Genomic DNA, 21,663 nt, shown 5'->3' with positions numbered 1-21,663 from the left:
GGTGCTCGATCCGAACGAGCTCTACCAACTCGCCGACGATCTGCCCGAACTGGGGCAGCCGGTGCTGATTCAGGCGCTTTCCGGCTTCGTCGACGCCGGGAACGCGACCCGGCTCGCCCGGGAACACCTGATGTCGACGCTCGACTGCCGGACGATCGCGACCTTCGACGTCGACCAGTTGCTCGACTACCGCTCCCGCCGCCCGACGATGATCTTCGTTGAGGACCACTGGGAGCACTACGAGCAACCGAAACTGGAGCTGCACCTGCTCCACGACGACGCGGGTACGCCGTTCCTGATGCTCTCCGGCCCGGAGCCCGACTTCCAGTGGGAACGGTTCATCACGGCGCTGACCGGGCTGATCGAGCGCCTGGGCGTACGGCTCACCGTGGGGCTCAACGCGATTCCGATGGCGGTACCGCACACCCGCCCGACCGGGGTGACCGCGCACGCCACCCGACCGGAGCTGATCATCGGTTACGAGTCCTGGCTGCAGCGCATCCAGGTTCCGGGTGGTGCCGGCAACCTGCTGGAGTTCCGCCTCGGGCAGCGCGGGCGGGACGCGGCCGGGTTCGCGGTGCACGTACCGCACTACGTGGCGCAGTCCGAGTACCCCGGGGCGGCCGAGGTCCTGCTGACCTCCATCTCCCGGGCGACCGGCCTGCTGCTTCCGACCGACCAGCTCCGGTCGGCCGCCGAGGCGGTACGCGTCGAGATCGACCAGCAGGTGACCCAGACCGACGAGGCCGCCTCGCTGGTACGCGCCCTGGAGGAGCAGTACGACGCGTTCACCCGGGGCCGGACCGGTCCCAACCTGCTCGCCAACCCCTCCGGCCCGTTGCCCACCGCCGACGAACTCGGCGCCGAACTGGAACGCTTCCTCGCCGAGCACGGACGCCCCGGGGAGACACCCGGCACCTGAACCACCGCACCGGCCGACACGCCCTCGGGCCGGGTGTCCGACGCGCGTACCGCCGGGCCATCCGGCAGGCTGGGCGTATGCGTCTGGCTACCTGGAACGTCAACTCGGTCAAGGCCCGGCTGCCCCGGCTGCTCGGCTGGCTCGCCGACACCCGGCCCGATGTCGTCTGCCTGCAGGAGACCAAGTGCCCGGACGGGGCTTTTCCGGTTCCCGAGGTCGGTGAGCTGGGCTACACGGTGGCCAGCCACAGCGACGGCCGGTGGAACGGGGTGGCGATCCTGTCCCGGGTCGGGCTGGCGGACGTGACGGTGGGGTTCGCCGACGAACCCGGGTTCCCGGAACCGGAGGCGAGGGCGATCTCGGCGACCTGCGCCGGTCTGCGGGTCTGGTCGATCTACGTGCCCAACGGCCGCACCCCGGACTCGCCGCACTACGAGTACAAGCTGGCCTGGCTGTCGGTGCTACGCGACGCGCTCGCCGTCGAGGTGCGGACCGGGCGTCCCCTGGCGGTCTGCGGCGACTACAACGTCGCGCCGACCGACGCGGACGTGTGGGATCCGACGCTGTTCGTCGGCTCGACCCACGTGACACCGCCCGAACGGCAGGCCCTGGCCGATTTTCGGGCCCTGGGCCTGGTCGACGTGGTACCGACGCCGATGAAGGGGCCGCACCCGTTCACCTACTGGGACTACCGCGCCGGGATGTTCCACCAGAACAAGGGCATGCGGATCGACCTGGTGTACGCCACGGAGTCCTTTGCCGGCACGGTCCGCTCGGCGTACGTCGACCGGGAGGCCCGCAAGGGCAAGGGTCCCTCGGACCACGCCCCGATCGTGGTGGACGCGGACCTCGGGTCCGGTCCGGCCGCCGCCGGACAACCGTAAGGTGGAGCCATGGCAGTGGTGAAGATCAACGCGATCGAGGTGCCGCCCGGTGCCGGCGCCGACCTGGAACGCCGGTTCGCCGCCCGACAGGGCGCGGTCGAGAACGCGCCCGGGTTCCTGGGTTTTGAACTGCTCCGGCCGGTGGGCGGCGAATCCCGGTACTTCGTGTACACGAGGTGGGAGAACGAGGAGGCCTACCAGGCGTGGGCGGCCGGACCGGCCCGGGAGGCGCACGCGCGTACCGGAGCCGAGGGCGAACGACCGAAACCGGTCGCCACCGGGGCCACCCTGCTGGAGTTCGAGGTGGTGCAGCAGGCCGGGCCGACCGGGTAGCTGGCGGCCAGCGCGACGTCGACCACCGTGGCCCGGAGGGGCCCGGGACTCCCGGCGTCGGGAACGCCGGTTTCAGGGTTTGCGGGAGTCGACAAGCGAGGCGAACGCGACGATGTTGTCCGCGTAGCCGGTGCTGCCGCCCACCCAGCGGCCGCCACAGGTGATCAACCGCAGCCAGGGGCGCTGGTAGTCGCCGTACACCCGTTCGACCGGGAGGGCGTCCTTGTCGAACCGCTCGACCGAGTTGACCTCGAAGATCGCCACCGAGCGGTCCTGCCGGACCACCTCGATGCGCGCACCCGCGCGGAGTTTCCCCAGGTCGTGGAAGACCGACGGACCGGTCCGGGTGTCGGCGTGACCGACGATGATCGCCGGCCCGAACTGGCCGGGCGTCGGCCCCCGGTCATACCAGCCGGCCTCGTTGTGCCGGTCCAGGTCGGGGACGGCGATCGAGCCGTCCCCGGCCAGACCCACCCGGTGCACCGGAGCCTCCACCCCGATCGAGGGAATCTCCAGACGCACCGGTCGGCTCGGGGCCAGCACCGGAAACTCCCGGGGCGGCTCCCGGCTGCCGCTGTTCAGGAACCACCACGGTCCGTCCGCCGACCGGCCGAGCCCGGCGCCGGTGGCGAAGACCCCGATCAGGACGAGCAGTACCGCGAGCGGGCCGACCGCACTCCGGCGCTGTCGACCGGCGGGTCCGCCCCGGGCGGCAGGGTGCAGCAGGTGTGCCGCCGGGCGTCGACCGCCGAGGCGCGGTCGGCGGGGGGCGGCGGTGCGGGACATCGGATGCCGGCTCAGATCCCGCCGGGTGCCGCCGGGCGGCGCCGGCGGCGTACCGCGACCAGGCCGAGCAGCGCGCCGAGAGTGGTGGTGACCAGTCCACCGACGACCAGCAGCCGCCCCGGGTCGTCCCCGGCGGTGCCGCCGAACCCGGTCGCCGGGCCCCGACTCGGGCGGGTCGCCCCCACCACCATGAGCCGGGTCGAGGCGCTGCCACCGTCGGGGCAGCTCAACCGGACCCGGTAGGTGTCGGCGCTGGTCTTCTCCGGCACGGTCACCACCGCGGTGAGGAATCCGGCCTGCGGCTGCACGGTGACGCTGCCGAACGCGGGCGACTCGACCGTCGCCGGCTGGGTGTTGGTCCGGCAGCTGGCCTTGATCCCGACCATGAACCCGGCCTCCACCGTGCTCGGGTTCACCTGCACGAAGACGTCGGCGGCGCGGGCCGGGGCGGCGCCGAGGAGTATCCCGGCGAGCGCGACCGACGCGGCGGACACCACGGCCGACAGCGCGACCCGGAGTCGACGGCTGGACACGATCCCCCTTCCCGGCGCCTCGGGCAGGGCCGGACGCGGGGGGCCACCGGGCCTGCCGTACGGAGAAATCCTCTCATCTGACGGCCTCGGGCACACCCGGTCGCGGGTTATCGGTCAAGATCAGCTGTGCCGGCCGGCCATCGCGTAGGCTCAGGTACCCGTGACCGTCACCAGCCAGGACCAGACCAGCCGGAATCCCGCGGAACGCCCCGACCGGGCCACCGCGACACCCGGCGACCAGCCGGCGGCCGGCCACCGCGCCCAGATCCGCACCTTCCATCCGCGTCGTGGGCGGCTCGGCACCCGGCAACACGACGCGCTCGACCGGCTGTGGCCGACGTACGGGCTGGTTGTCCCGCCGGGACCGACCACCGCGCCGCCGCCCGCCGAGCCACCCACCCCGCTCGACCTGGGCACACTGTTCGGCCGCCGGGCGCCGGTGGTGCTGGAGATCGGGTTCGGGATGGGCGACGCCACGGCGGAGATGGCCGCAGCCGACCCGGGCCGGGACTACCTCGGCGTCGAGGTGCACACGCCGGGCATCGCCAACCTGCTCTCCCTCGTCGAGCGGCTCGGGCTGACCAACGTCCGGATCGCCCGGGGGGACGCCCTCGATCTTCTCCGGCACCAGCTCCCGCCGGACCGGCTCGACGCGATCCACGTGTTCTTTCCCGATCCGTGGCCGAAGCCCCGGCACCACAAGCGCCGGTTGATCCAGCCCGCGCACGTCGCGCTGCTCCGGTCCCGGCTGGCTCCCGGCGGGGTCCTGCACTGCGCCACCGACTGGGCCGAGTACGCCGAGGCGATGCTGAGCACACTGACCGCCGATCCGGGCCTGGTCAACATGTTTCCCGACTACGCGCCCCGGCCGGCGGGCAGGCCGGTCACCAAGTTCGAGCGCCGGGCGACCCGCGCCGACCGGCCCGCCTTCGACCTGATCTTCCGCCGCCGCTGACCGTACGCGCCGAGGGTGCCACCCACCGGCGCGACGGTGGGCCCTGTACCGGGACCGGCGTCGGGCCGAACGTGGAATCGGTGCCGCGCCGGGAAAGGGACCGTGGTCGGACCGGGAGCGGGATGGGAGTGGAATGGGCGCGGGCCGGGGGCGGATTGGCGTTGCCGTGATCGGCCAGGCACCATGGACCGGCCATGACGCTCACTGACCAGCTGCCGGGCAGCGCCGAACCCGACGTCCTCTTCGACGCGTTCGCCGGTTGGGCGCTGGAGCGCGGACTCGCCCTCTATCCCCACCAGGAAGAGGCGCTGATCGAGATCGTCTCGGGCGCCAACCTGATCCTGAGCACCCCGACCGGTTCCGGCAAGAGTTTGGTCGCCACCGGTGCCCACTTCGCCGCCCTCGCCGACAACCGGGTGAGTTTCTACACCGCGCCGATCAAGGCGCTGGTGTCGGAGAAGTTCTTCGCGCTCTGCGAGATCTTCGGCGCGGAGAACGTCGGCATGCTGACCGGGGACGCCAGCGTCAACGAGGACGCCCCGATCATCTGCTGCACCGCCGAGATCCTGGCCAACATCGCGCTGCGGGACGGCGCCCGGGCCGACGTCGGCCTGGTGATCATGGACGAGTTCCACTTCTACTCCGAGCCGGACCGCGGCTGGGCCTGGCAGGTGCCACTGATCGAGCTGCCCCAGGCGCAGTTCCTGCTGATGTCCGCCACGCTGGGCGACGTGACCCGGTTCGTCGACGACCTGGCCCGGCGTACCGGGCGGCCGACCGCGGTGGTGAAGAACGCGGAACGGCCGGTGCCGCTGATGTTCTCGTACGCCATGACGCCGCTGCACGAGACACTGGAGGAACTGCTCGGTACGAAGCAGGCGCCGATCTACGTCGTGCACTTCACCCAGGCCGCCGCGCTGGAACGGGCCCAGGCGCTGATGAGCGTCAACGTCGCCACCCGGGCCGAGAAGGACATGATCGCCGAGGCGATCGGCAACTTCCGGTTCACCTCCGGCTTCGGGCGTACGCTGTCCCGCCTGGTCCGGCACGGCATCGGCGTACACCACGCCGGGATGCTGCCGAAGTACCGGCGCCTCGTGGAGACCCTGGCCCAGGCCGGCCTGCTCAAGGTCATCTGTGGCACCGACACCCTCGGCGTCGGGATCAACGTGCCGATCCGGACCGTGCTCTTCACCGGCCTGTCGAAGTACGACGGGGTCCGGACCCGACTGCTCAAGGCGCGGGAGTTCCACCAGATCGCCGGCCGGGCCGGCCGGGCCGGCTTCGACACCCTCGGCCGGGTGGTGGTGCAGGCGCCGGAGCACGTGATCGAGAACGAGAAGGCCCTGGCGAAGGCGGGCGACGACCCGAAGAAGCGCCGCAAGGTGGTCCGGAAGAAGCCGCCGGAGGGGTCGATCGGCTGGGGGCAGCCCACCTTCGACCGTCTCGTCGAGGCCGAGCCGGAACCGCTCACCTCCAGCTTCCACGTCAGCCACGCGATGCTGCTCAACGTCATCGCCCGGCCCGGTGACGCGTTCGCCGCGATGCGGCACCTGCTCACCGACAACCACGAGGATCCGGCCGCGCAGCGCCGGCACATCCGCCGGGCCATCGCGATCTACCGGGCGCTGCTGGCCGGCGGCGTGGTCGAACAACTGCCGGAGCCGGACGAGACCGGTCGGCGGGTACGCCTCACCGTCGACCTGCAGCTCGACTTCGCGCTCAACCAGCCACTGTCGCCGTTCGCGCTGGCCGCGATCGAACTGCTGGACGCGGAGTCCCCGACCTACGCCCTGGACGTGCTGTCGGTGATCGAGTCCACGCTGGACGATCCCCGGCAGATCCTGTCGGCCCAGCAGTTCAAGGCACGTGGCGAGGCGATCGCCGCGATGAAGGCCGAAGGCATCGAGTACGAGGCCCGGCTCGAACTGCTCGACGAGGTCACCCACCCGAAGCCGCTGGCCGAACTGCTGGACGCCGCGTACGAGATGTACCGCCGGGGGCACCCGTGGGTCGCCGACTACGAGCTGCGCCCGAAGGCCGTGGTCCGGGACATGTACGAACGGGCGATGACCTTCACCGAGTACGTCAGCTTCTACGGGCTGTCCCGCTCTGAGGGGCTGGTGCTGCGCTACCTGGCGGACGCGTACCGGACGCTGCGGCAGACCGTTCCGGAGAACGCCAAGACCGAGGAACTCGTCGACCTGATCGAGTGGCTCGGCGAACTGGTCCGCCAGGTCGACTCCAGCCTGATCGACGAGTGGGAGCGGCTGCGCAACCCCGGCGCGGTGGCGGAGAAGGTGCTCGACGAGCGTCCTCCGGCGGTCACCGGCAACGTGCGGGCGTTCCGGGTGCTGGTCCGCAACGCCCTGTTCCGCCGGGTCGAGTTGGCGGCCCTGCGCCGCTGGGACGAGCTCGGCGAACTCGACAGCGCCGACGGTTGGGACGCCGACGCCTGGGCGGACGCGTTGCAGCCGTACTTCGAGGCGTACGACGAGATCGGCACCGGCCCGGCGGCCCGGGGTCCGGCGTTGCTCATGATCGACCAGGGCCGGGAACGCTGGACGGTCCGGCAGATCTTCGATGACCCGGACGGCGACCACGACTGGGGGATCAGCGCGGAGGTCGACCTGGCGGCCTCCGACGCGGCCGGTGCCGCGGTACTGCGGATCACCGAGGTCGGCCAGCTCTAGCCGGTCCCTCTCCCGAGTAGACGGTCGGGTACGTGGTCCCGCCGGAGAGCCATCCTGACCTGCTGCGGCGGTGTGCTGCCGTCGGCGGGGAGCGAGCCGTGATCGTCTGGTCTCCCAGGTGCTGCTCGTGGCTTCCGACAGACGGTGGGTACAGGCGTCAGTGTCGGGCGACCACGTCGGGCAGGGCGGGTTCGCGCAGCGGGCGCAGGAGGAGCCAGCCGACCGCGGGTAACACGATCAACGGGACGAGAGCCGCCCGCAGCGAGGTGGCGTCGGCGAGTGCCCCGATCGCGGGACTGACCAGGCCGCCGATGCTCACCGCGAGTCCCAGGGTGACGCCGCTGGCCGCGCCGACATGGCGGGGCAGGTAGTCCTGGCCCAGGGTGATGTGCAGCGAGAACGGCGCGTAGAGCGCGCCCGAGGCGAGGACGACGAAGACGAACAGCAGCGGCCCGGGCACCAGAACGACCCCCGCGACAGCAACGACGCTCAACGCGTACGACCACCGCGTCACGGGGAGCCGGCCGTGGCGGGCGGCGAGGCTGCCGCCGACGACGGTCCCGACCGCACCACCGATGTAGAGCATGAACAACGCGGCCGTACCAACCGTCTCGCCGCCGCCCACCCGCTGGACGGCGAACAGCGACACGAACGAACTCAGCGCGACGAAGACGATCGACCGGCAGACGACGGCCCCGGACAGCAGCAGGAACGAGCGACGGTCGTCGCGGCCCGCGGGTGCCGCGGCGGCCGGGGAGACCGCGGCGGCGATTCTCACCGAACGCAGCGCCGCGACGCACAACGCGGCACCCACCAGCGCCGGGACGACCAGCAGCGGTGACGCGTGCAACCCGCCGGTGGCAACGACCCCGGCGACGAGTAGCGGCGCGGTCGCGAAGCCGAGGTTGCCACCGAGGGAGAACCAGCCCATCGCCTGGTGGCTGTGCCCGGCGGCCAGGCGCGCGACGCGTGCGGCCTCCGGGTGGTACGCGGCGACGCCGATCCCGGACACCGCGACGACCACGAGAGTGAGCGTGTAGCTGCCGGTCACCCCGGCCAGGGCCACGCCTGTCCCGCCCACGACAGTGCTCACCGGCAGCAGCCACGGCATCGCCCACCGATCGGTGAGCGCGCCGAACAACGGCTGCACGATCGAGGACAGCAGCGACGCGGCGAGCACGATGCCCCCGGCAGCGGCGTAGCCGTAGCCGTGCTCCGTGACGAAGAACGGCACCAGCGCGGCCACCGCGCCCTGGTAGACGTCCACACACGCGTGGCCGAGGGACAACAGCAGGATCGCCGGAGAACGTTTGGACACATCATGATCGTGTGCCGGATCGTCATGGCGCGCTTCCGATAAGATGCCAAACGATGTCGGAAAACCGCCACCAGCCCCAAGCGCCCACCCGGGTCCAAGCCATGGCGCCCGGCGAACAGATCACCGCCCATCACCACGACGACCACCAGATCGTCTATGCCGGCTCGGGCGTTCTGGCCGTCACCACGGAGGCGGGGACGTGGGTCGCGCCCGGCACGCGGGCGATCTGGGTACCAGCCGGCTGCGTACACGCCCACCGTGCCCACGGGGCGCTGGAACTCCACCTGCTCGGGCTGCCCACCTCGGCCGATCCGCTCAGCGTCGACGCGCCCACCGTGCTGAACGTCAGCCCGTTGCTACGCGAACTCATCCTCGTCTGCACCCGCGACCCGGACGACGACAGCCCCGAACGCCGCCGGCTACGCGCGGTCCTGCTCGACCAGCTACGCGCCTCCCCGCAACAACCCGTCCAACTCCCCACGCCCAGCGACCCTCGGGTACGGGCGGTGTGCGACCTCCTCCTCGACGATCCGGCTGACAGCCGCACCCTCGCCGAGCTCGGTCGCCAGGTCGGCGCGGGAGACCGCACCCTGAGCCGCCGGTTCCGCACCGACCTCGGCATGACGTTTCCCCAGTGGCGCACGCAACTGCGTCTCTACCACGCGTTGCACCTACTGGCCGGCGACGAACCGGTCACCACCGTCGCCCACCGCTGCGGCTGGTCCTCGACCAGCGCGTTCATCGACGCCTTCCGCCGCGCCTTCGGCGAGACACCCGGAGCGCACCGCCGGCATTGACCGCGTCGGCCGGCGACGAATCACTGGTCACGGTTCACCCTTCGAAGGCTCAGGGCCGACACCTCACCGGATGGCCACCTATCGCGGTTTCGGAGGGATCGTCCGGCCAGTCGGGATCGACGTTGCAGGCCGGGGACCGACTTTTCTCGGAGACGTCCCGCACCCTCGCATCGTCATATCGTGGCAGAGCGATGCCGGGGGGCGACAGGCGAAGTGTCCTCAATGTCGTCGCCCTGTTGCCGGCGGCCTCCACGCGTACTGCTCGTCGCGTACCGCATCGGCCACACCCCGGCATGGTGCAGCCGCAGCTCGGCGATCTCGCTCACCGGAGCGCCGGTCAGTCTGTCCGTGGCATCCGGCCACGGGGCCCGCACAGAAACACGTTTGGCTGATCACGGCGCCCGCTGCTAGATTTCCGGAGGCCGTGCGAGAGACCGAGGAGGTGGTACCCGTGAACGTTTCGACATGGGTGCTCCCCTCTGGGGTCACGGTCGGACGATAGGTCGTCCGGGAGCGCCGTTCACGAGCACTCCCGAAAGGCACGACCATGCGATTCACTTCTGAACAGCGCCTCGATGACGGCGTCCTCGAACGCGAATTCACCCTCGGCGAGATCCCCGGCATCCTGTGGACGCCCGCATCCGCATCCGCACCGGTCCCGCTGATCCTGCTCGGCCACCCCCCGCTCGGACTGCACAAGATGTACCCCCGCCTGGTGGCGCGGGCCCGGCGCGCCGCGGCGGATGGCTTCGCTGCGGCCACCATCGAGCTCCCCGGGAGCGGTGACCGGCCCCGTTGGGCCGCCGCCGAGCAGGCCCGCGCCGACCTGCGCCGGGCCATGGATGCCGGCGAGCCGGTCAGCTCCGAGATCATCGACGCCCTCATCCTCCCGCTCGTCGACAGGGCGGTCCCGGAATCGCAGGCCGCCCTGGACGCCCTCCTTACGCTGCCCGAGGTCGGCGGCCCGGTCGCGTACTCGGGGGGAGTGATCTCCGTCGGCACTCGGCTGGCGGTGGTCGAGCCGCGCATCGTGGCCGCCGGCTTCTTCGCTGGGAGTTTCGTACCTCGCGCCATATTCGAGGAGGCCCGCCGGGTCACCATTCCGCTGCATGTCCTGCTGCAGTGGGATGATGAGCGGAACGACCGACAGGCGGCCCTGGACCTGTTCGACGCCTTCGGTTCCCAGGAGAAGACGCTGCACGCCAACATGGGCGGACACACCGGTGTCCCGCAGTTCGCCGGGGAGGACGCGGCCGGGTTCTTCGCCCGGCATCTGCGCTAGCCGCGGGCCGGGGCCCCGCCGCCAGGCCGGCGGCAGGCGGTAGGCGGCGCCGGCCAGCACTCCGCCATCGCGGACAGACCCCGTCGAGGACCACCACGGACCCGAAAAGTGTCGCTGCGGACTGGCCACCTTCGACCGGACAGGACTGTCGCGTCCGGCCGAAGATTGCGGATGATCAAGGCGCTGACCAGGGGCTCGCAAGGTAGGTCCGGACAACCGGGTCCGCCGCAGTCCGGACCTACCTTGCGGATTCCGGGTGGAGCCGGCACCTGGCGAGCCGGAGCCGCCTGCAAACGTCCTGGTCATTGCCGCCCCGAGGAACGCTCGCACGGTTCGAGCGGACGCGACAGCCACTGTCCGGTCCGGTTGGATCTGGCACGGCCGGTTGCTCGCGAACTGCGGTGATGCCAGACAACTCGGACGGCCCTGCGCGATGCTGCCCGGACCTACTTGGCACTTTCGGGGAGGGCCACCCCGAGCGCCCGCTCTTCGGGTGGCGATCGCCGGTCATGCTACCGATATGACGGCCTATCCCTGGCAGCGCGAGCTGCGCACGCGGTGCGAGGCCGAGTTCGACTTCCTGGTGGTCGAGCACGGCTGCCGGCGACGGGGCCGGTTCTGTCGTGGCGGGTTCGAGATCTTCTACTGGAACAGGACGACAGGTGTCCGGGTCACGGTTGAATTCCGGGAAGAGTTCGTGGTCCACCTCTGTCCGTTACCGGAAGGCCGGTTCCCACCCCGGGTCGACGAGCACGGCGGGCGGCGGCGCATCGAGTGGTATGACGCGTTCGACGCGGTCAAGCTGGTCACCAAGCGCCGGCCTCGGTTCGACCAGCGCCAGCTCTTTGAGAATCACCCGGCGGTCATTGCTGCCTACGCGGACGCCCTGCGAGGGCCCTGCCAGTCCCTGCTGCGTGGCGAGGAAGAGATGTGGGCGCGGCTGCGCCGCCAGATCCGGGCCCGGATCGGGTACTGGAACAAACGATGGGACGGCGTGGACCCAGTGGGGGGCGTTGTCCGGCGCGATCGGGGGCGACCACCGCCGCAGCCCCACCCCTGAACCTGTCGAAAGTCGGCCTGAAGACTCCACACGACGTGCGGCACTTCAGGCGTCCTGCCGAAGCTGGTGCCAAGCACCATGGACGTTGCCAACATCACGCGGGCCGGACAGCGACGACAACCACCATTGTCGCGCCCGCCTGAAGTTTGCGGATGACGACCGCGCTGGCCAGCGGTCCGCAAGGTAGGTCCGGACGTTTCTGTGCCCGGTTGTCCGGATGTATCTTGCGGTTTCCGCCGGGGTCAGAGTCGGGCGGGCTGGCGAGGCGAGGTTCGACGGCCGCCTTCCTGCCTCCGGTGAGTCGGCGTTCGCTGGCGAGCATCGGGCGCCCACCGCGCGGGTGCCGGCGTGTGGTCCAGGTGGGGCTCGTCAGCTTGGCAGGGTCAGGTCGGCTGTGGCCGCTGCCGCACCAGATCGCGCTCTTGACCTCAAGCCGTCTCGAGGTTGCAGGATCCAAGCCAGGACCACGTTCTCTGACATTCCATCCACGGGAGAGCACATGAGTACCGACACCAGCTTCTACTCGATCATCGACTACACGGTCGATGGGCCTGAAACGCAGCGTGAACTCGTGGCCGCCTTCGCCGATATTCAAGAGCAGTGGGTACGCTTCTATCCCGGCTACCTGTCGGCCCGGTTCCACGTCAGCAACGACGGCACCCGCGTCTACAACATCGTGCACTGGGCAAGCGAGGCGGACTACCGCAACTTTGTGGCGACCTCCGACACCGAAGGCCGGATGGCGGCCATCGGCAAGGCCCTGGGCGGCTTGTCCGGCAAGGCCGAACCTCGCATGAGCGGCAACCCCACTTACGTCGTCGTCCGTGAGGTCGGTCCCGGCCCGCAGCAGACCGATGCCTGAACCCGACTCACCCGAGCGTGTGCAGCGATCTGACGCTGCCCGTCGAATGAAGGAACCCATGAAGGTCGAGATATACGCGGACATTCTGTGCCCGTGGTGCTATATCGGCAAGCGGCGCCTCGCCGCCGCCCTAGCCAAGATCACCGACCGCGACCGGATACAGATCGTCTGGCGTAGCTACGAACTCGCTCCGGAGGAAGGCAAAGTCCCGGGCCTGACGGCCGCTGAGGCGATGGTGGGCTGGTGGGGAGAGCAGGCTCCCGCCAGGATCACGCGTATCCGCGCGCTGGGTAAGGCAGAAGGCTTGGAACTCAACCTGCACCGTGCGCAGCCGGTGAATACGTTCGACGCCCACCGGCTGTGTCACCTCGCCGCCGACCACGGTGTCGCGGACAGGATGATGGAGCGCCTGCTCCACGCCTACCACACCGAAGGTCTCAACGTCGCCGAGCCGCAGACCCTCGAACGGCTGGGCAACGAGGCCGGGCTAGACCCGACCGACGTACGTACCCTGCTCGGCAGTGACGACTACGCCGAGCATGTGCGGGCCGACGAACGCCGGGCCGCGGAACGCGGCGTGACGGGCGTCCCGTCGCTGGTGATCGACGGCCAACGCCCGGTTTCCGGTGTCCAGACCCCTGAAGAGCTACACCACCTGTTCGTCAATGCCTGCTCTTCTTCGCCCACAGGGTAAGTCCGGATCCTACAAAATCATCTACAAGGTAGGTCCGGACTCCACCGCCCCGACCAGCCGCGCGTCCGCCCGGCCAAGACCGTCCAGCGTCCGCGCGGTGCGCTGGTCGGCTAAGGCGTGTTTCAAAAGCCGGTCAGAGCCACTCGGTGATGGTGGTGATGGCCAGGACGGCTTGGAAGCGGACTGCCAACTTGTCGTATCGGGTGGCGACGCCGGGATGGCGTTTGAGCCGGTTGATGCTGTTCTCGACGGCGTGGCGTAGCCGGTAGAGGTCCCTTCGAACGCGGGTGGCCGCCCGCCCTTGGAGCCTCTGGCCTTGCGGTGGGCGTCCTGGTCGGTCTTACTGGGGATGCAGGCCTTGATCCCGCAGGACCGTAGATGGGTGCGGTTGCCGCGGCTGGTGTAGGCCTTGTCGGCCAGGACCAGGTCGGGACGGGTACGGGGTCGGCCCACCCCGAGGCGGGTCACCCGGATACGGCGCAGGACGGGGATGAACTGCGGACTGTCACCACGGTGCCCGGCGGTCACGATCAGGGAGAGGACCTTTTGTCCCTGCTCACAGGCCAGGTGAGTCTTGGTGGTCAGCCCGCCGCGTGACCGCCCAGCGCGTGGTCGGCTGGTTCGTCGTACACGCCGCCGGGTGGTTCCTTCTGCAGGTGCCCGTCGGTGCGGGCGCCTGCGGCGTGTTGGTGGGCGCGGCTGGTCATCGAGTCCACGCTCACCGTCCAGCCGATCCGGCCGGCCGCGTCGCCGGCGGCCTGCAACGCGGTCAGGATTTTGTCGCAGGTGCCGTCACGCTGCCAGCGGCGGAACAGGCCGTAGACGGTGGGCCAGGGCGCGTACTCGGCCGGGATGTCGCGCCATGGGGCGCCGATCCGGATCCGCCAGCGGATCCCGATGAGCTGCCGTTTTTCCCACTTCGGCGGACGCCCCGTCGTCGATGCGGCAGGTAGAAGCGGAGCCAGAACAGCCCACTGCCTGTCGGTCAGGTCGTGCCGCCTCGTCACCGCCACGCTGGGCACGAGGTCTCCGGTATGAAGTTTCGGCTTGGTCGCAGAACCAGATACCGGAGACCTCTTCAGTCGTCGATCACCGCCACGCCGTGACCTCGGACGGCTCGCAAGATCACTCGCAGACTTTCCCGGACACTCGCAGGGTTCAGCCGGACGCGACAACTGTCGCGTCCAGTTCCAGGTTGCGGATGATCAAGGCGCTGACCGGCGGCTCGCAAAGTAGGTCCGGACGCCGGCGAGCCGAATCGTCCGGACCTACTTTGCGGATTTCCCGGCCGGACGGTGACGAGCCGGCACGTCCCCCGCCGAACACCGGAACCGCGGCACGCACGAGGGGCGCGCGGGGAGCCTGAACGGCATGCCGGCGAAGCCAGCCCACCAACGCGACCAGACCGCCGGCGAGGGCGACGAGCGCGACTCCCCGATAGCCGATCGAGTTGCTGAACAGGTTGAAGAACATCGACCCGGTGGCGGTACCCAGCAGAAACCCTGCACCCTGCCGGTACCAATCCCGAGGCCCCACACCCGAGCCAGCCGGCGCACTCCCGCCTGCATCCACCGGCCCGATCCGCTGCACACGGTCATCATCCACGCGCCCAGCGTGGACCGAGCCGAAAAGGACCCGGTACTGAGCCACCGCCGACGGTCGGCCCTCGCGGACGGTGGTCGACCGGTCGGAAATGATCTTGTAGTGCTCAGGGACTCGCAAGGTAATCCGGACGGCTCGCAAGATCGCTCGCAAGGTACTCCGGACTCTCGCAAGGTTCGAGCGGACGCCACAACAGCTGTCGCGTCCGGTTGGAGGTTGCGGATGACGACGATGGTGACCAGCGGTTCGCAAGGTCGGTGCGGACGTTCCCGCCTGCGATCGTCCGGAAGTACTTTGCGGTTCCCCCGGTGTGGGTTCGGCGTACAGGTCCGAGTACGTGGGGAGGTATCCGTACAGAACACGGCGCCGTGTGGTGTGCACGCGCGTGGTCCCGGCATTGCGGCTGTGGCGGCGACGGGCCGGGAAGGCTCAGTTGCCGCCAACCTGGCTCAGCGCGGTCGCCAGTCCGGTCAGCGCCAGGGCGGTGCACAGGAGTACGGCGACGTCGCGCGCGAAACGGCGAGCGACGGCGCCGGCGCGACCCTGCGCTGTTCCGTTCGGCCAGTCGTCCCCGTCCAGGAACACCACTCTCGGGTCGCCGTCCGCCGCCACCACCCCGGCCGCGACGACCGGTCGGTCCGCCGGGACGATGAACTCCTGTTCGATCCGCTGGTCGTGGAAGTCGTTGCGGGGATCCTCGTCCCGCGCACTGAGGACCATCATCGCGCTGTTGAAGAGGAACAGCTTGCGGGTGCGGACCGGACGAGCGAGGTGGATCGGCGCGTCGCCGACGTCGCCGTGCAGCCTCGTGTCGCCGCTTTCGGCATCGGCGTCCGTGGTGGTCTCCGTGTAGTTGTCGTTGACCACGTGGTCGTGGCTGCGGACGGACTGGTACCCGACGCAGGCCCGGCCGCTGCGAGCCGCGGTGATCACCGGCCCGGCGGCTGTCCGTCCGACAACCACCACGCGGGTGCCGGGCCGGGCGGACGCGAACTCGGCGCAGGTCAGCACCGGCCGGCGACCGATCAGCCACCACCGCAGCGCCACCCGCGCCGCCGCGATGCCCGAGGACAACGCGCCGACCCAGATCCACCAGACCAGGAGCCTCACGGCGTCGGCCGCGACCACAGCCGAATGGCCGACGCGGATGGCAGCACCACCAGACATGTCATGGATACATCATCACCGATGCCGGCCAGCAAGATTCATGCCGACCAGCGCCGAGTTCGCGGCGACGCGTCACACCGGACCCGCAACCTACTCCGGACAGCTCGCAAGATCGCTCGCGGTGGCGCCCGGACACTCGCAAGCGTCGAGCGGACTCGACAAGTCGCCTGTCGCGTCCGGTTCTAGACCGTGTTTCATAGGTGGGTCGGCTGGTCGGCGCAGGCTGTACCTGATCGGCGTGTCGATGATCGATAAATAGTGAGGTCTCCGGTAGATGGTTCATCGACGAAGAAGACCATCAGTCCGGAGACCTCGTGGCCACCATACCGGTGACGAGGCGGCACGACCTGACCGACGCGCAGTGGGCGGCGCTGAAGCCGTTGCTGCCCAGGGGCAAGAAGCCAGGTCGGCCGCCGAAGTGGAGTAAGCGGCAGCTCATCGACGGGATTCGGTGGCGGGTCCGGGTCGGCTCGCCGTGGCGGGACGTGCCTGTGGCGTACGGCCCCTGGCAGACGGTGTACGGGCTGTTCCGCCGATGGCAGAGTGACGGTACCTGGGCGCGGATCGTGACCGGGCTACAAGCCCGGGCGGACGCCGCTGGGCTTATCGCCTGGGACGTCAGCGTGGATTCCACCATCGCCCGAGCACACCAGCACGCGGCTGGTGCCCGCACCGCCCGCCGGTAGCAGGCGGAGTCGCCGGGCGGGGTCCAGGATGAGCCCGCTGACCACGCGTTGGGTCGTTCTCGCGGCGGGTTGACCACGAAACTGCACCTGGCGTGCGAGCAGGGCCAGAAGCCGCTGTCGATGGTGGTGACGGCCGGGCAGCGCGGCGACAGTCCGCAGTTCGTACCGGTCCTGGCGGGCATCCGCGTTCCCCGCATCGGGGTGGGCCGGGCCCGTATTCGACCGGACCGGGTGCTCGCGGACAAGGCGTACACGGGCAAGGCCAACCGGGACCACCTAACCAGACGCGGGATCCGCGCCACCATCCCGATCAAGGCCGACCGAGCGGCGAGCCGGCGTAGGAAGGGGTCGAAGGGCGGCCGGCCACCGGCCTTCGACCCCGAGACGTACAAGCAACGACACGCTGTCGAGTGCGGTATCAACCGGCTCAAACGCCACCGCGGAGTCGCCACCCGGTACGACAAGCTCGCCGTCCGCTACCTCGCCACCCTGCACATCGTCGCGATCAACGAGTGGCTGTAACTAACCTCTGAACACGGCCTAGCCACAGAACCCACGGGAGACCCATGGAAGTCATCGATTTCTACCGGCTGAGCCGCCGGATCACCGATCAGCTCGCACCCAAGATCAGCCCGAAGTACCGGCCGATCGTCTTGGAATCCGGAGGCGCCGGGGCCTGGGACCTGGCGATCACGGAGCTCGTCGGCGCCCTGTCGGAGGAGGACGTTGTGATCACCACGGCGGAGAAGGACGCGCTGCGGGAGCTCATGGAGTTCCGCCGGGAGCCTCTGACGTACCTGGAGCAGATCCGGACCTCGGACTGACAACCGAAGCGTAGATCGGGCCCCTCGAACCCTGCACCGTGTCGACCAGCGGGCGTCCCAGACCTGGCCCGATCTCGGCGAGCATGTCGATGGCGACATTCACCGAACGGTAGATCTCGGGATCCGACTGCGGAAGGTGTCAAGATTTTTGAGGCGGGTTGATCAGGGATTCTTTGAGTGAATCTGCTGGTCGTCCTGCTCCTGAGCGGGGTGGGTTGATCCATGCCGCTGCGGGCAGGACTGCTGGTTCGGGGTGTTTACCGACGAATCGTTCGGGGTGGCGCTGGTAGGCGGCGGTCAGGACCTCGGCGCGGACCGCGTGGACGGTGCCGGCGTCGCTGTACGGGTTGTCGTTGCTGGCATGCGGCCGCGAGTGGCTCTTGGTCACGCCGAGGTCGGCGAGTAGGAACGCCACCGGTTTGGCTGTGGGACCGGCCCTGGCAGACCGTGTATGGGCTGTTCCGCCGCTGGCAGCGCGGCGGGGTCTGGCAGCAGATCCTCACCGGCCTGCAAACTGACGCCGACGCGGCGGGGCTGATCGACTGGGACGTCAGCGTCGACTCCCCGATCACCCGCGCTCACCAGCACGCCGCCGGCGCCCGGACCCGGCCGCAGGAGCAGGAGGAGCCGCCCGGCGGCGTCGAGGACGAACCCGCCGACCACGCCCTGGGCCGTTCCCGGGGCGGCTTGACCACCAAACTGCACTTGGCCTGCGAGCAGGGTCAAAAGCCCTTCGCTGTGGTGTTGACCGGTGGGCAGCGCGGCGATAGCCCGCAGTTTGCGAAGGTCCTGGCTCGCGTCCGGGTACCACGCCCAGGCGTCGGGCGTCCGCGTACCCGTCCGGACCGGGTCCTGGCCGATAAGGCGCACGGCTCGGCCGCCAACCGAGAGCACCTACGGCGACGCGGGATCAAGGCGACGATCCCGATCAAAGACGACCAGGCCGCCAACCGGCGCAAGAAGGGGCCGAAGGGCGGACGACCGCCGACCTTCGACCCCGAGATCTACAAGCAGCGCCACTCTGTGGAGTGCGGCATCAACCGGCTCAAGCTGCAAACGCGGCCTGGCCACGCGCTACGACAAGCTCGCCGTCCGCTACCAGGCCACCTACAACGTCGCCGCGATCAACGAATGGCTCTGAGCTCACTTACGAAACACGCGCTAGGTTGCGGATGATCAAGGCGCTGACCAGCGACTTGCAAGGCAGGTTCGGACGCCGAGAGCCCAATCGTCCGAACCTGCCTTGCGGATTTCGGCCCCCAGGCGTCCACGGTCGAGTCATGCTGAGGCGGTGAGCAGCGGCTCGCAAGGTGACCCGGACGGCTCGCACGATCATCCGCAAGGTAGGTCCGGATTCCGCAAGATTCGCGTAGACGGCGCTTGAGGACTAACGTTCGGGAAAGTCACGCTAAGCCAGTTCGAGCGATAACTCTCGATTGTGGTGATCGTTGACATGGCGTGAAAGGTCTTCTGACGGCCGTCGAAGAGGCGGTCTACGGTCGGCTTGCTGGCGTTCTCTGCAATGGAACGTTGCCAGAGTGCGCGACCACGCGGCGGAGGCTCCTCAACCAAGATCACCGTTAGCGTGACTTTCCCGAACGTTGGTCCTCAATCGCCGAGTGGCAGTGGTCCCAGGCGTAGCCGAACCGATCACAGCTCCAGCAGGCGTTGGTCTGGCGCGGCACCCGGGGCATCTTCCCGGCCACGTAGGCCACCAGCTTCCCTGCGCGCAGCAGCGCGGCCAGCCTGGTGTACGTCCGCTATTTTTCGGACCGTACTACTGGGACACCCCAAGTAGACCCTCGTTGCTACCGTCCACTGTGTGGCGGTGCAGCGGAAGACATGGGCAGAAACACTCAAGGAGGCCGCCGGGATCGGCCTGATGCTCAACATCCTGGCCCTCCCGGCGGCCTTCGGCGTCTTGGCCGAGACGGACCACTGGTACCTCGCGTTTCTCGCGATCCCGGCCTTGGCGGTGCTGTGCGTCGTTATCGCCGTGATCGCCCGGCTGATCGGCTCGATCCGCCCTCCGCGCGACTTCTACCGGGAGCCGCGGCCTCCCGGCCAGGCACGCGTGATCCTCACCCGCACCGCCGCCGTCGTCGGACTGCTCGCCGCCGCAGCCGCCGGGATCGCCCTGATGGGCGTGGGCATCCAGGTCGCCACCGACTCCCCGGTCTGCGACCCGGAGGTTAGCCGGTGCGTCCTGGTCGTCGACGGCGTCGCACGGGGTGAGACGAACACGTCCGTCGAGAGCCAGCAGACCGGCAACTTCCTGGCCGGCATGATCGCGTTCTTCCCGGGCCTGTGCCTGCTGGTCGCGACCTACTTCGGGGCCAAGGCGCTCACCAGGTCGATCACCGCCGCCCGGGAGTAAATTCACCCAGGGGTGGGTGCCGGCCACACGCTGTTTTCCAGCCGGGTACCCACGAGGCCGGACCGATTCGACTCGATGGTGCTGACCTTGGCCGAGCTGTTAAGCGGGCGGGTTGAGGTGTTCGACACCCGCCAGTGAGGTCGATGCCTGCCAGGGCAGCAAGCCCGTCGTGGGCGACGCCAGAGCGGGCTCCGCCTCGGATGCCGAAACGCCCGTCGTGTCCGGTCCGCTCGAAGTTGGCCACTGCCTATGAGGCTGATCTGGGGCGGGACAAGTCTGTCCGGAGGGCCTCGGAGACGGGGTAGTGCCGCCATTGTTTCCAGTCCGGCGCAGGGTCGCGTAGTTCGGGTAGTGCGTGTTCGAGGGCAGTGGCCGGGTGGCCGGTGGTGGCGACGAGTCGGTCGAGCACGATCAAACGTCGGCTGCTGGACCCCGTTGGTGCGCCGAGGCAGGTCCATAGCTCTTCGTGGGGCAGGGCGTGGACGGCGGCGAGCCTGGCGACGTAGGAGACCAGCGTCTCGTGGTGTGCAGGCCGCAGCGGGATGGGCAGCCGGGGCAGCCGGGATCTCAAGCGGTCGCGGCCGCGCCGGCCGAGGTCGCTGGGCTGGGGCGGGTGCTGGCGTAGGTTTCGGCGGCATGGTCGAGCCGGATCGCGGCAAGATGTGCCCGAGTGATGTGTTCGGTGCCGTCGAGGATCGCGTCTATGGCGGCGCCTCGGATCAGGTGCGACAGGCTACCGATCATTCCGGCAGTGCGCCGGTGCAGGTATTCGTCCAGCTTGGCGAGGCTGCCGGCCGGATGCTTGCGCAGCGGCAAGGTGGTTTCGATCCCGGAAACCAGGGCCCGCCAGGTAGCGCGCTGTTCCGGTGTGCCGTAGGCGAATCCGGCGGTCGGGATCGTGGTGAACCGACTGGCGATCTGCCGCCCGCGGGGGCCGGCGAACAGGCCGGCGCGTTCGACGTCGACGCCGGCGTAGACGAACGTCGCGGGCAGCCGTTCGGCGAAGTATTTGAGCTGGTCGGAGACTTCCGCCCCGGACCGGGTCGCGAGGTTGAGGTTGTGGACCTCATCGACGAGGACCAGGTCGACGCCGACGTGAGTCGCGGTGACACAAACGGCGTTGACGACCTCGGTGAGGTTCGCGCGGTTGGTCAGCGGCAGGCCGAGGAAGCGAGCGAACTCGACGGCCAGCATGCGTGGGGTGGCCGCGGGTGGGACGGTGACGTAGATGACCGGCAGCCGCCCGAGTTCACGGGGGTGTTTGCGCCGGATCGCGAGTTCGTGGGTGCGTCCCAGCGCGGTGATGGCAGTGGTCTTGCCGGTGCCCGGGACGCCCGTGACGATCAGTCCGCGGCGTGCGGAGACCTGTCGCCGCTTGAGCATGACCAGCCGGCGGGCGCAGGCGATCACCTCGATGATCGTCGGGGTGTTGACCATGACCAGTTCGGACAGGTATTCGATGCGGGCGTCGTCGTCGCCGGTGGGTGGCGTAGGCCGATGGCCGACGAAGCGGGCCCAGCCTTCCTTGGTGGTCAGCGGCTCATCGGCTGCCTCGCCGGAGTCGTCGAGGGCGGGGTCGAGACGTAGGTGCTGAAGTTGGCTCATGGCCACCTTTCGGCTTCGGCGTCGGCGTCGAAGATGCCGAACGGAATGACTTCGGCGCCGGCCTGTTCGTCGCCGTTCGGTGGGGTAGGCAGCACTTCCGCGGTTCTCGACGCGGCGGACGGGAACCTGCTGATCGCCCGGGACGCCGGCGGCTGGGCCTCAGCCGCCACGGTGAACGAGGTCTACGGACACGTCGACATCCACGACCCGGCTTTCGACGCCGCGCTTCGCACAGTCTGGGGTGAGACGAAGTGACCGCGATAGCTCTGGCCCCGGTGCGGGA

At 69.5% G+C, this 21,663-nt stretch carries 20 protein-coding genes and 5 pseudogenes; 15 read left to right on the top strand and 10 right to left on the bottom strand.

Translation table 11 applies throughout. From position 1 onward, the window contains the following. Window position 1: 1 nt before the first annotated feature. The 3 genes from V1633_RS11555 to V1633_RS11545 all read left to right on the top strand — a co-directional run bounded on the left by V1633_RS11555 (window position 2) and on the right by V1633_RS11545 (window position 2,139). A complete protein-coding gene (locus V1633_RS11555; protein ID WP_331214249.1) occupies window positions 2–922 on the top strand; it encodes a proteasome assembly chaperone family protein in 921 nt (306 codons plus the stop codon). Window positions 923–999: 77 nt separating this feature from the next. Next, a complete protein-coding gene (locus V1633_RS11550) occupies window positions 1,000–1,806 on the top strand; it encodes an exodeoxyribonuclease III (protein WP_331214248.1) in 807 nt (268 codons plus the stop codon). 9 nt (window positions 1,807–1,815) lie between these two features. Beyond that, on the top strand, window positions 1,816–2,139 hold the full coding sequence (locus tag V1633_RS11545; RefSeq protein ID WP_331214247.1) for an antibiotic biosynthesis monooxygenase family protein: 324 nt from the start codon (window positions 1,816–1,818) through the stop codon (window positions 2,137–2,139). Between the two features lie 72 nt (window positions 2,140–2,211). Here the strand turns inward: V1633_RS11545 and V1633_RS11540 are convergent, their stop codons facing one another. Both V1633_RS11540 and V1633_RS11535 read right to left on the bottom strand, forming a co-directional pair. Beyond that, window positions 2,212–2,925 (bottom strand): class F sortase, encoded by a 714-nt coding sequence (locus V1633_RS11540; RefSeq protein WP_331214246.1) that lies wholly within the window; start codon window positions 2,923–2,925, stop codon window positions 2,212–2,214. Between the two features lie 11 nt (window positions 2,926–2,936). Further along, a complete protein-coding gene (locus tag V1633_RS11535) occupies window positions 2,937–3,458 on the bottom strand; it encodes a hypothetical protein (RefSeq protein WP_331214245.1) in 522 nt (173 codons plus the stop codon). Window positions 3,459–3,723: 265 nt separating this feature from the next. Between V1633_RS11535 and trmB the strand changes: the two genes are divergently transcribed. Together trmB and V1633_RS11525 are read left to right on the top strand one after the other, a co-directional pair. Beyond that, a complete protein-coding gene (trmB, locus tag V1633_RS11530) occupies window positions 3,724–4,413 on the top strand; it encodes a tRNA (guanosine(46)-N7)-methyltransferase TrmB (protein ID WP_331214274.1) in 690 nt (229 codons plus the stop codon). Between the two features lie 194 nt (window positions 4,414–4,607). Further along, window positions 4,608–7,106: a DEAD/DEAH box helicase gene (locus V1633_RS11525; protein WP_331214244.1), complete on the top strand. Its 2,499-nt coding sequence runs from the start codon at window positions 4,608–4,610 to the stop codon at window positions 7,104–7,106. Window positions 7,107–7,263: 157 nt separating this feature from the next. Here V1633_RS11525 and V1633_RS11520 read toward each other — a convergent pair whose 3' ends face one another. Continuing rightward, window positions 7,264–8,424 (bottom strand): MFS transporter, encoded by a 1,161-nt coding sequence (locus V1633_RS11520; protein ID WP_331214243.1) that lies wholly within the window; start codon window positions 8,422–8,424, stop codon window positions 7,264–7,266. 53 nt (window positions 8,425–8,477) lie between these two features. Here V1633_RS11520 and V1633_RS11515 point away from each other — a divergent pair, with 53 nt between their 5' ends. The 5 genes from V1633_RS11515 to V1633_RS11495 all read left to right on the top strand — a co-directional run bounded on the left by V1633_RS11515 (window position 8,478) and on the right by V1633_RS11495 (window position 13,119). Beyond that, entirely contained in the window at window positions 8,478–9,221 is a 744-nt protein-coding gene (locus V1633_RS11515; protein ID WP_331214242.1) for an AraC family transcriptional regulator, read from the top strand. A 547-nt stretch (window positions 9,222–9,768) separates the two neighbouring features. Further along, window positions 9,769–10,503, top strand: coding sequence for an alpha/beta hydrolase (locus V1633_RS11510; RefSeq protein ID WP_331214241.1), 735 nt, complete (start codon window positions 9,769–9,771; stop codon window positions 10,501–10,503). 520 nt (window positions 10,504–11,023) lie between these two features. After that, complete coding sequence (locus V1633_RS11505) at window positions 11,024–11,563, top strand: hypothetical protein (RefSeq protein WP_331214240.1); 540 nt, start codon at window positions 11,024–11,026, stop codon at window positions 11,561–11,563. 499 nt (window positions 11,564–12,062) lie between these two features. Next, window positions 12,063–12,425 carry an antibiotic biosynthesis monooxygenase gene (locus tag V1633_RS11500; RefSeq protein WP_331214239.1) on the top strand — a complete coding sequence of 121 codons (363 nt, stop codon included), beginning with the start codon at window positions 12,063–12,065 and terminating at the stop codon, window positions 12,423–12,425. Between the two features lie 58 nt (window positions 12,426–12,483). Continuing rightward, window positions 12,484–13,119 carry a DsbA family oxidoreductase gene (locus V1633_RS11495; RefSeq protein ID WP_331214238.1) on the top strand — a complete coding sequence of 212 codons (636 nt, stop codon included), beginning with the start codon at window positions 12,484–12,486 and terminating at the stop codon, window positions 13,117–13,119. Between the two features lie 133 nt (window positions 13,120–13,252). Here the strand turns inward: V1633_RS11495 and V1633_RS11490 are convergent. The 3 genes and pseudogenes from V1633_RS11490 to V1633_RS11480 form a co-directional block, all read right to left on the bottom strand. Next, window positions 13,253–14,141: pseudogene (locus V1633_RS11490) on the bottom strand (IS5 family transposase). Window positions 14,142–14,277: 136 nt separating this feature from the next. Then, window positions 14,278–14,724, bottom strand: coding sequence for a hypothetical protein (locus V1633_RS11485; RefSeq protein ID WP_331214237.1), 447 nt, complete (start codon window positions 14,722–14,724; stop codon window positions 14,278–14,280). Between the two features lie 426 nt (window positions 14,725–15,150). Then, a complete protein-coding gene (locus V1633_RS11480) occupies window positions 15,151–15,831 on the bottom strand; it encodes a hypothetical protein (protein ID WP_331214236.1) in 681 nt (226 codons plus the stop codon). Window positions 15,832–16,202: 371 nt separating this feature from the next. Here V1633_RS11480 and V1633_RS11475 point away from each other — a divergent pair. Next, window positions 16,203–17,096: pseudogene (locus V1633_RS11475) on the top strand (IS5 family transposase). 44 nt (window positions 17,097–17,140) lie between these two features. Continuing rightward, window positions 17,141–17,398, top strand: a complete 258-nt coding sequence (locus tag V1633_RS11470; protein WP_331214235.1) for a hypothetical protein — start codon at window positions 17,141–17,143, stop codon at window positions 17,396–17,398. Window positions 17,399–17,423: 25 nt separating this feature from the next. Here V1633_RS11470 and V1633_RS36945 read toward each other — a convergent pair. Together V1633_RS36945 and V1633_RS11465 are read right to left on the bottom strand one after the other, a co-directional pair. Then, window positions 17,424–17,501 (bottom strand): annotated as a pseudogene (locus V1633_RS36945) (type II toxin-antitoxin system RelE/ParE family toxin); the annotation flags it as partial. A 36-nt stretch (window positions 17,502–17,537) separates the two neighbouring features. After that, window positions 17,538–17,822 (bottom strand): annotated as a pseudogene (locus V1633_RS11465) (hypothetical protein); the annotation flags it as partial. 11 nt (window positions 17,823–17,833) lie between these two features. Between V1633_RS11465 and V1633_RS11460 the strand changes: the two are divergent. Next, window positions 17,834–18,539, top strand: a pseudogene (locus V1633_RS11460) (IS5 family transposase); the annotation flags it as partial. Window positions 18,540–19,220: 681 nt separating this feature from the next. After that, window positions 19,221–19,775 (top strand): hypothetical protein, encoded by a 555-nt coding sequence (locus tag V1633_RS11455; RefSeq protein ID WP_331214234.1) that lies wholly within the window; start codon window positions 19,221–19,223, stop codon window positions 19,773–19,775. A 247-nt stretch (window positions 19,776–20,022) separates the two neighbouring features. Here the strand turns inward: V1633_RS11455 and V1633_RS36940 are convergent, their stop codons facing one another. Together V1633_RS36940 and V1633_RS11450 are read right to left on the bottom strand one after the other, a co-directional pair. Continuing rightward, window positions 20,023–20,346 (bottom strand): TniQ family protein, encoded by a 324-nt coding sequence (locus V1633_RS36940; RefSeq protein ID WP_407951999.1) that lies wholly within the window; start codon window positions 20,344–20,346, stop codon window positions 20,023–20,025. Further along, entirely contained in the window at window positions 20,343–21,380 is a 1,038-nt protein-coding gene (locus V1633_RS11450; protein ID WP_331214273.1) for an ATP-binding protein, read from the bottom strand. The genes V1633_RS36940 and V1633_RS11450 overlap by 4 nt, the downstream gene beginning before the upstream one ends. On the opposite strand from V1633_RS11450, the gene V1633_RS11445 reads away from it, so the two are divergent. Beyond that, on the top strand, window positions 21,363–21,635 hold the full coding sequence (locus tag V1633_RS11445; protein WP_331214233.1) for a hypothetical protein: 273 nt from the start codon (window positions 21,363–21,365) through the stop codon (window positions 21,633–21,635). The genes V1633_RS11450 and V1633_RS11445 overlap by 18 nt on opposite strands. Window positions 21,636–21,663: the final 28 nt, after the last annotated feature.

Origin of the sequence: Plantactinospora sonchi (assembly GCF_036422035.1) — a bacterium.
Lineage (GTDB): Bacteria > Actinomycetota > Actinomycetes > Mycobacteriales > Micromonosporaceae > Plantactinospora > Plantactinospora sonchi.
Note: the sequence above shows the minus strand (reverse complement) of the source record. Positions and strands in the feature narration are given on the sequence as shown.

What these genes read in the sequence shown, in the direction of transcription:
- V1633_RS11510 (WP_331214241.1), top strand. Translation starts at nt 9,769, where the DNA reads ATGCGATTCACTTCTGAACAGCGCCTCGATGACGGCGTCCTCGAACGC.
- V1633_RS11525 (WP_331214244.1), top strand. Translation starts at nt 4,608, where the DNA reads ATGACGCTCACTGACCAGCTGCCGGGCAGCGCCGAACCCGACGTCCTC.
- V1633_RS11540 (WP_331214246.1), bottom strand. Translation starts at nt 2,925, where the DNA reads ATGTCCCGCACCGCCGCCCCCCGCCGACCGCGCCTCGGCGGTCGACGC.
- V1633_RS11515 (WP_331214242.1), top strand. Translation starts at nt 8,478, where the DNA reads ATGTCGGAAAACCGCCACCAGCCCCAAGCGCCCACCCGGGTCCAAGCC.
- V1633_RS11550 (WP_331214248.1), top strand. Translation starts at nt 1,000, where the DNA reads ATGCGTCTGGCTACCTGGAACGTCAACTCGGTCAAGGCCCGGCTGCCC.
- V1633_RS11505 (WP_331214240.1), top strand. Translation starts at nt 11,024, where the DNA reads ATGACGGCCTATCCCTGGCAGCGCGAGCTGCGCACGCGGTGCGAGGCC.
- V1633_RS11495 (WP_331214238.1), top strand. Translation starts at nt 12,484, where the DNA reads ATGAAGGTCGAGATATACGCGGACATTCTGTGCCCGTGGTGCTATATC.
- V1633_RS11545 (WP_331214247.1), top strand. Translation starts at nt 1,816, where the DNA reads ATGGCAGTGGTGAAGATCAACGCGATCGAGGTGCCGCCCGGTGCCGGC.
- V1633_RS11450 (WP_331214273.1), bottom strand. Translation starts at nt 21,380, where the DNA reads ATGAGCCAACTTCAGCACCTACGTCTCGACCCCGCCCTCGACGACTCC.
- V1633_RS11500 (WP_331214239.1), top strand. Translation starts at nt 12,063, where the DNA reads ATGAGTACCGACACCAGCTTCTACTCGATCATCGACTACACGGTCGAT.
- V1633_RS11470 (WP_331214235.1), top strand. Translation starts at nt 17,141, where the DNA reads ATGGAAGTCATCGATTTCTACCGGCTGAGCCGCCGGATCACCGATCAG.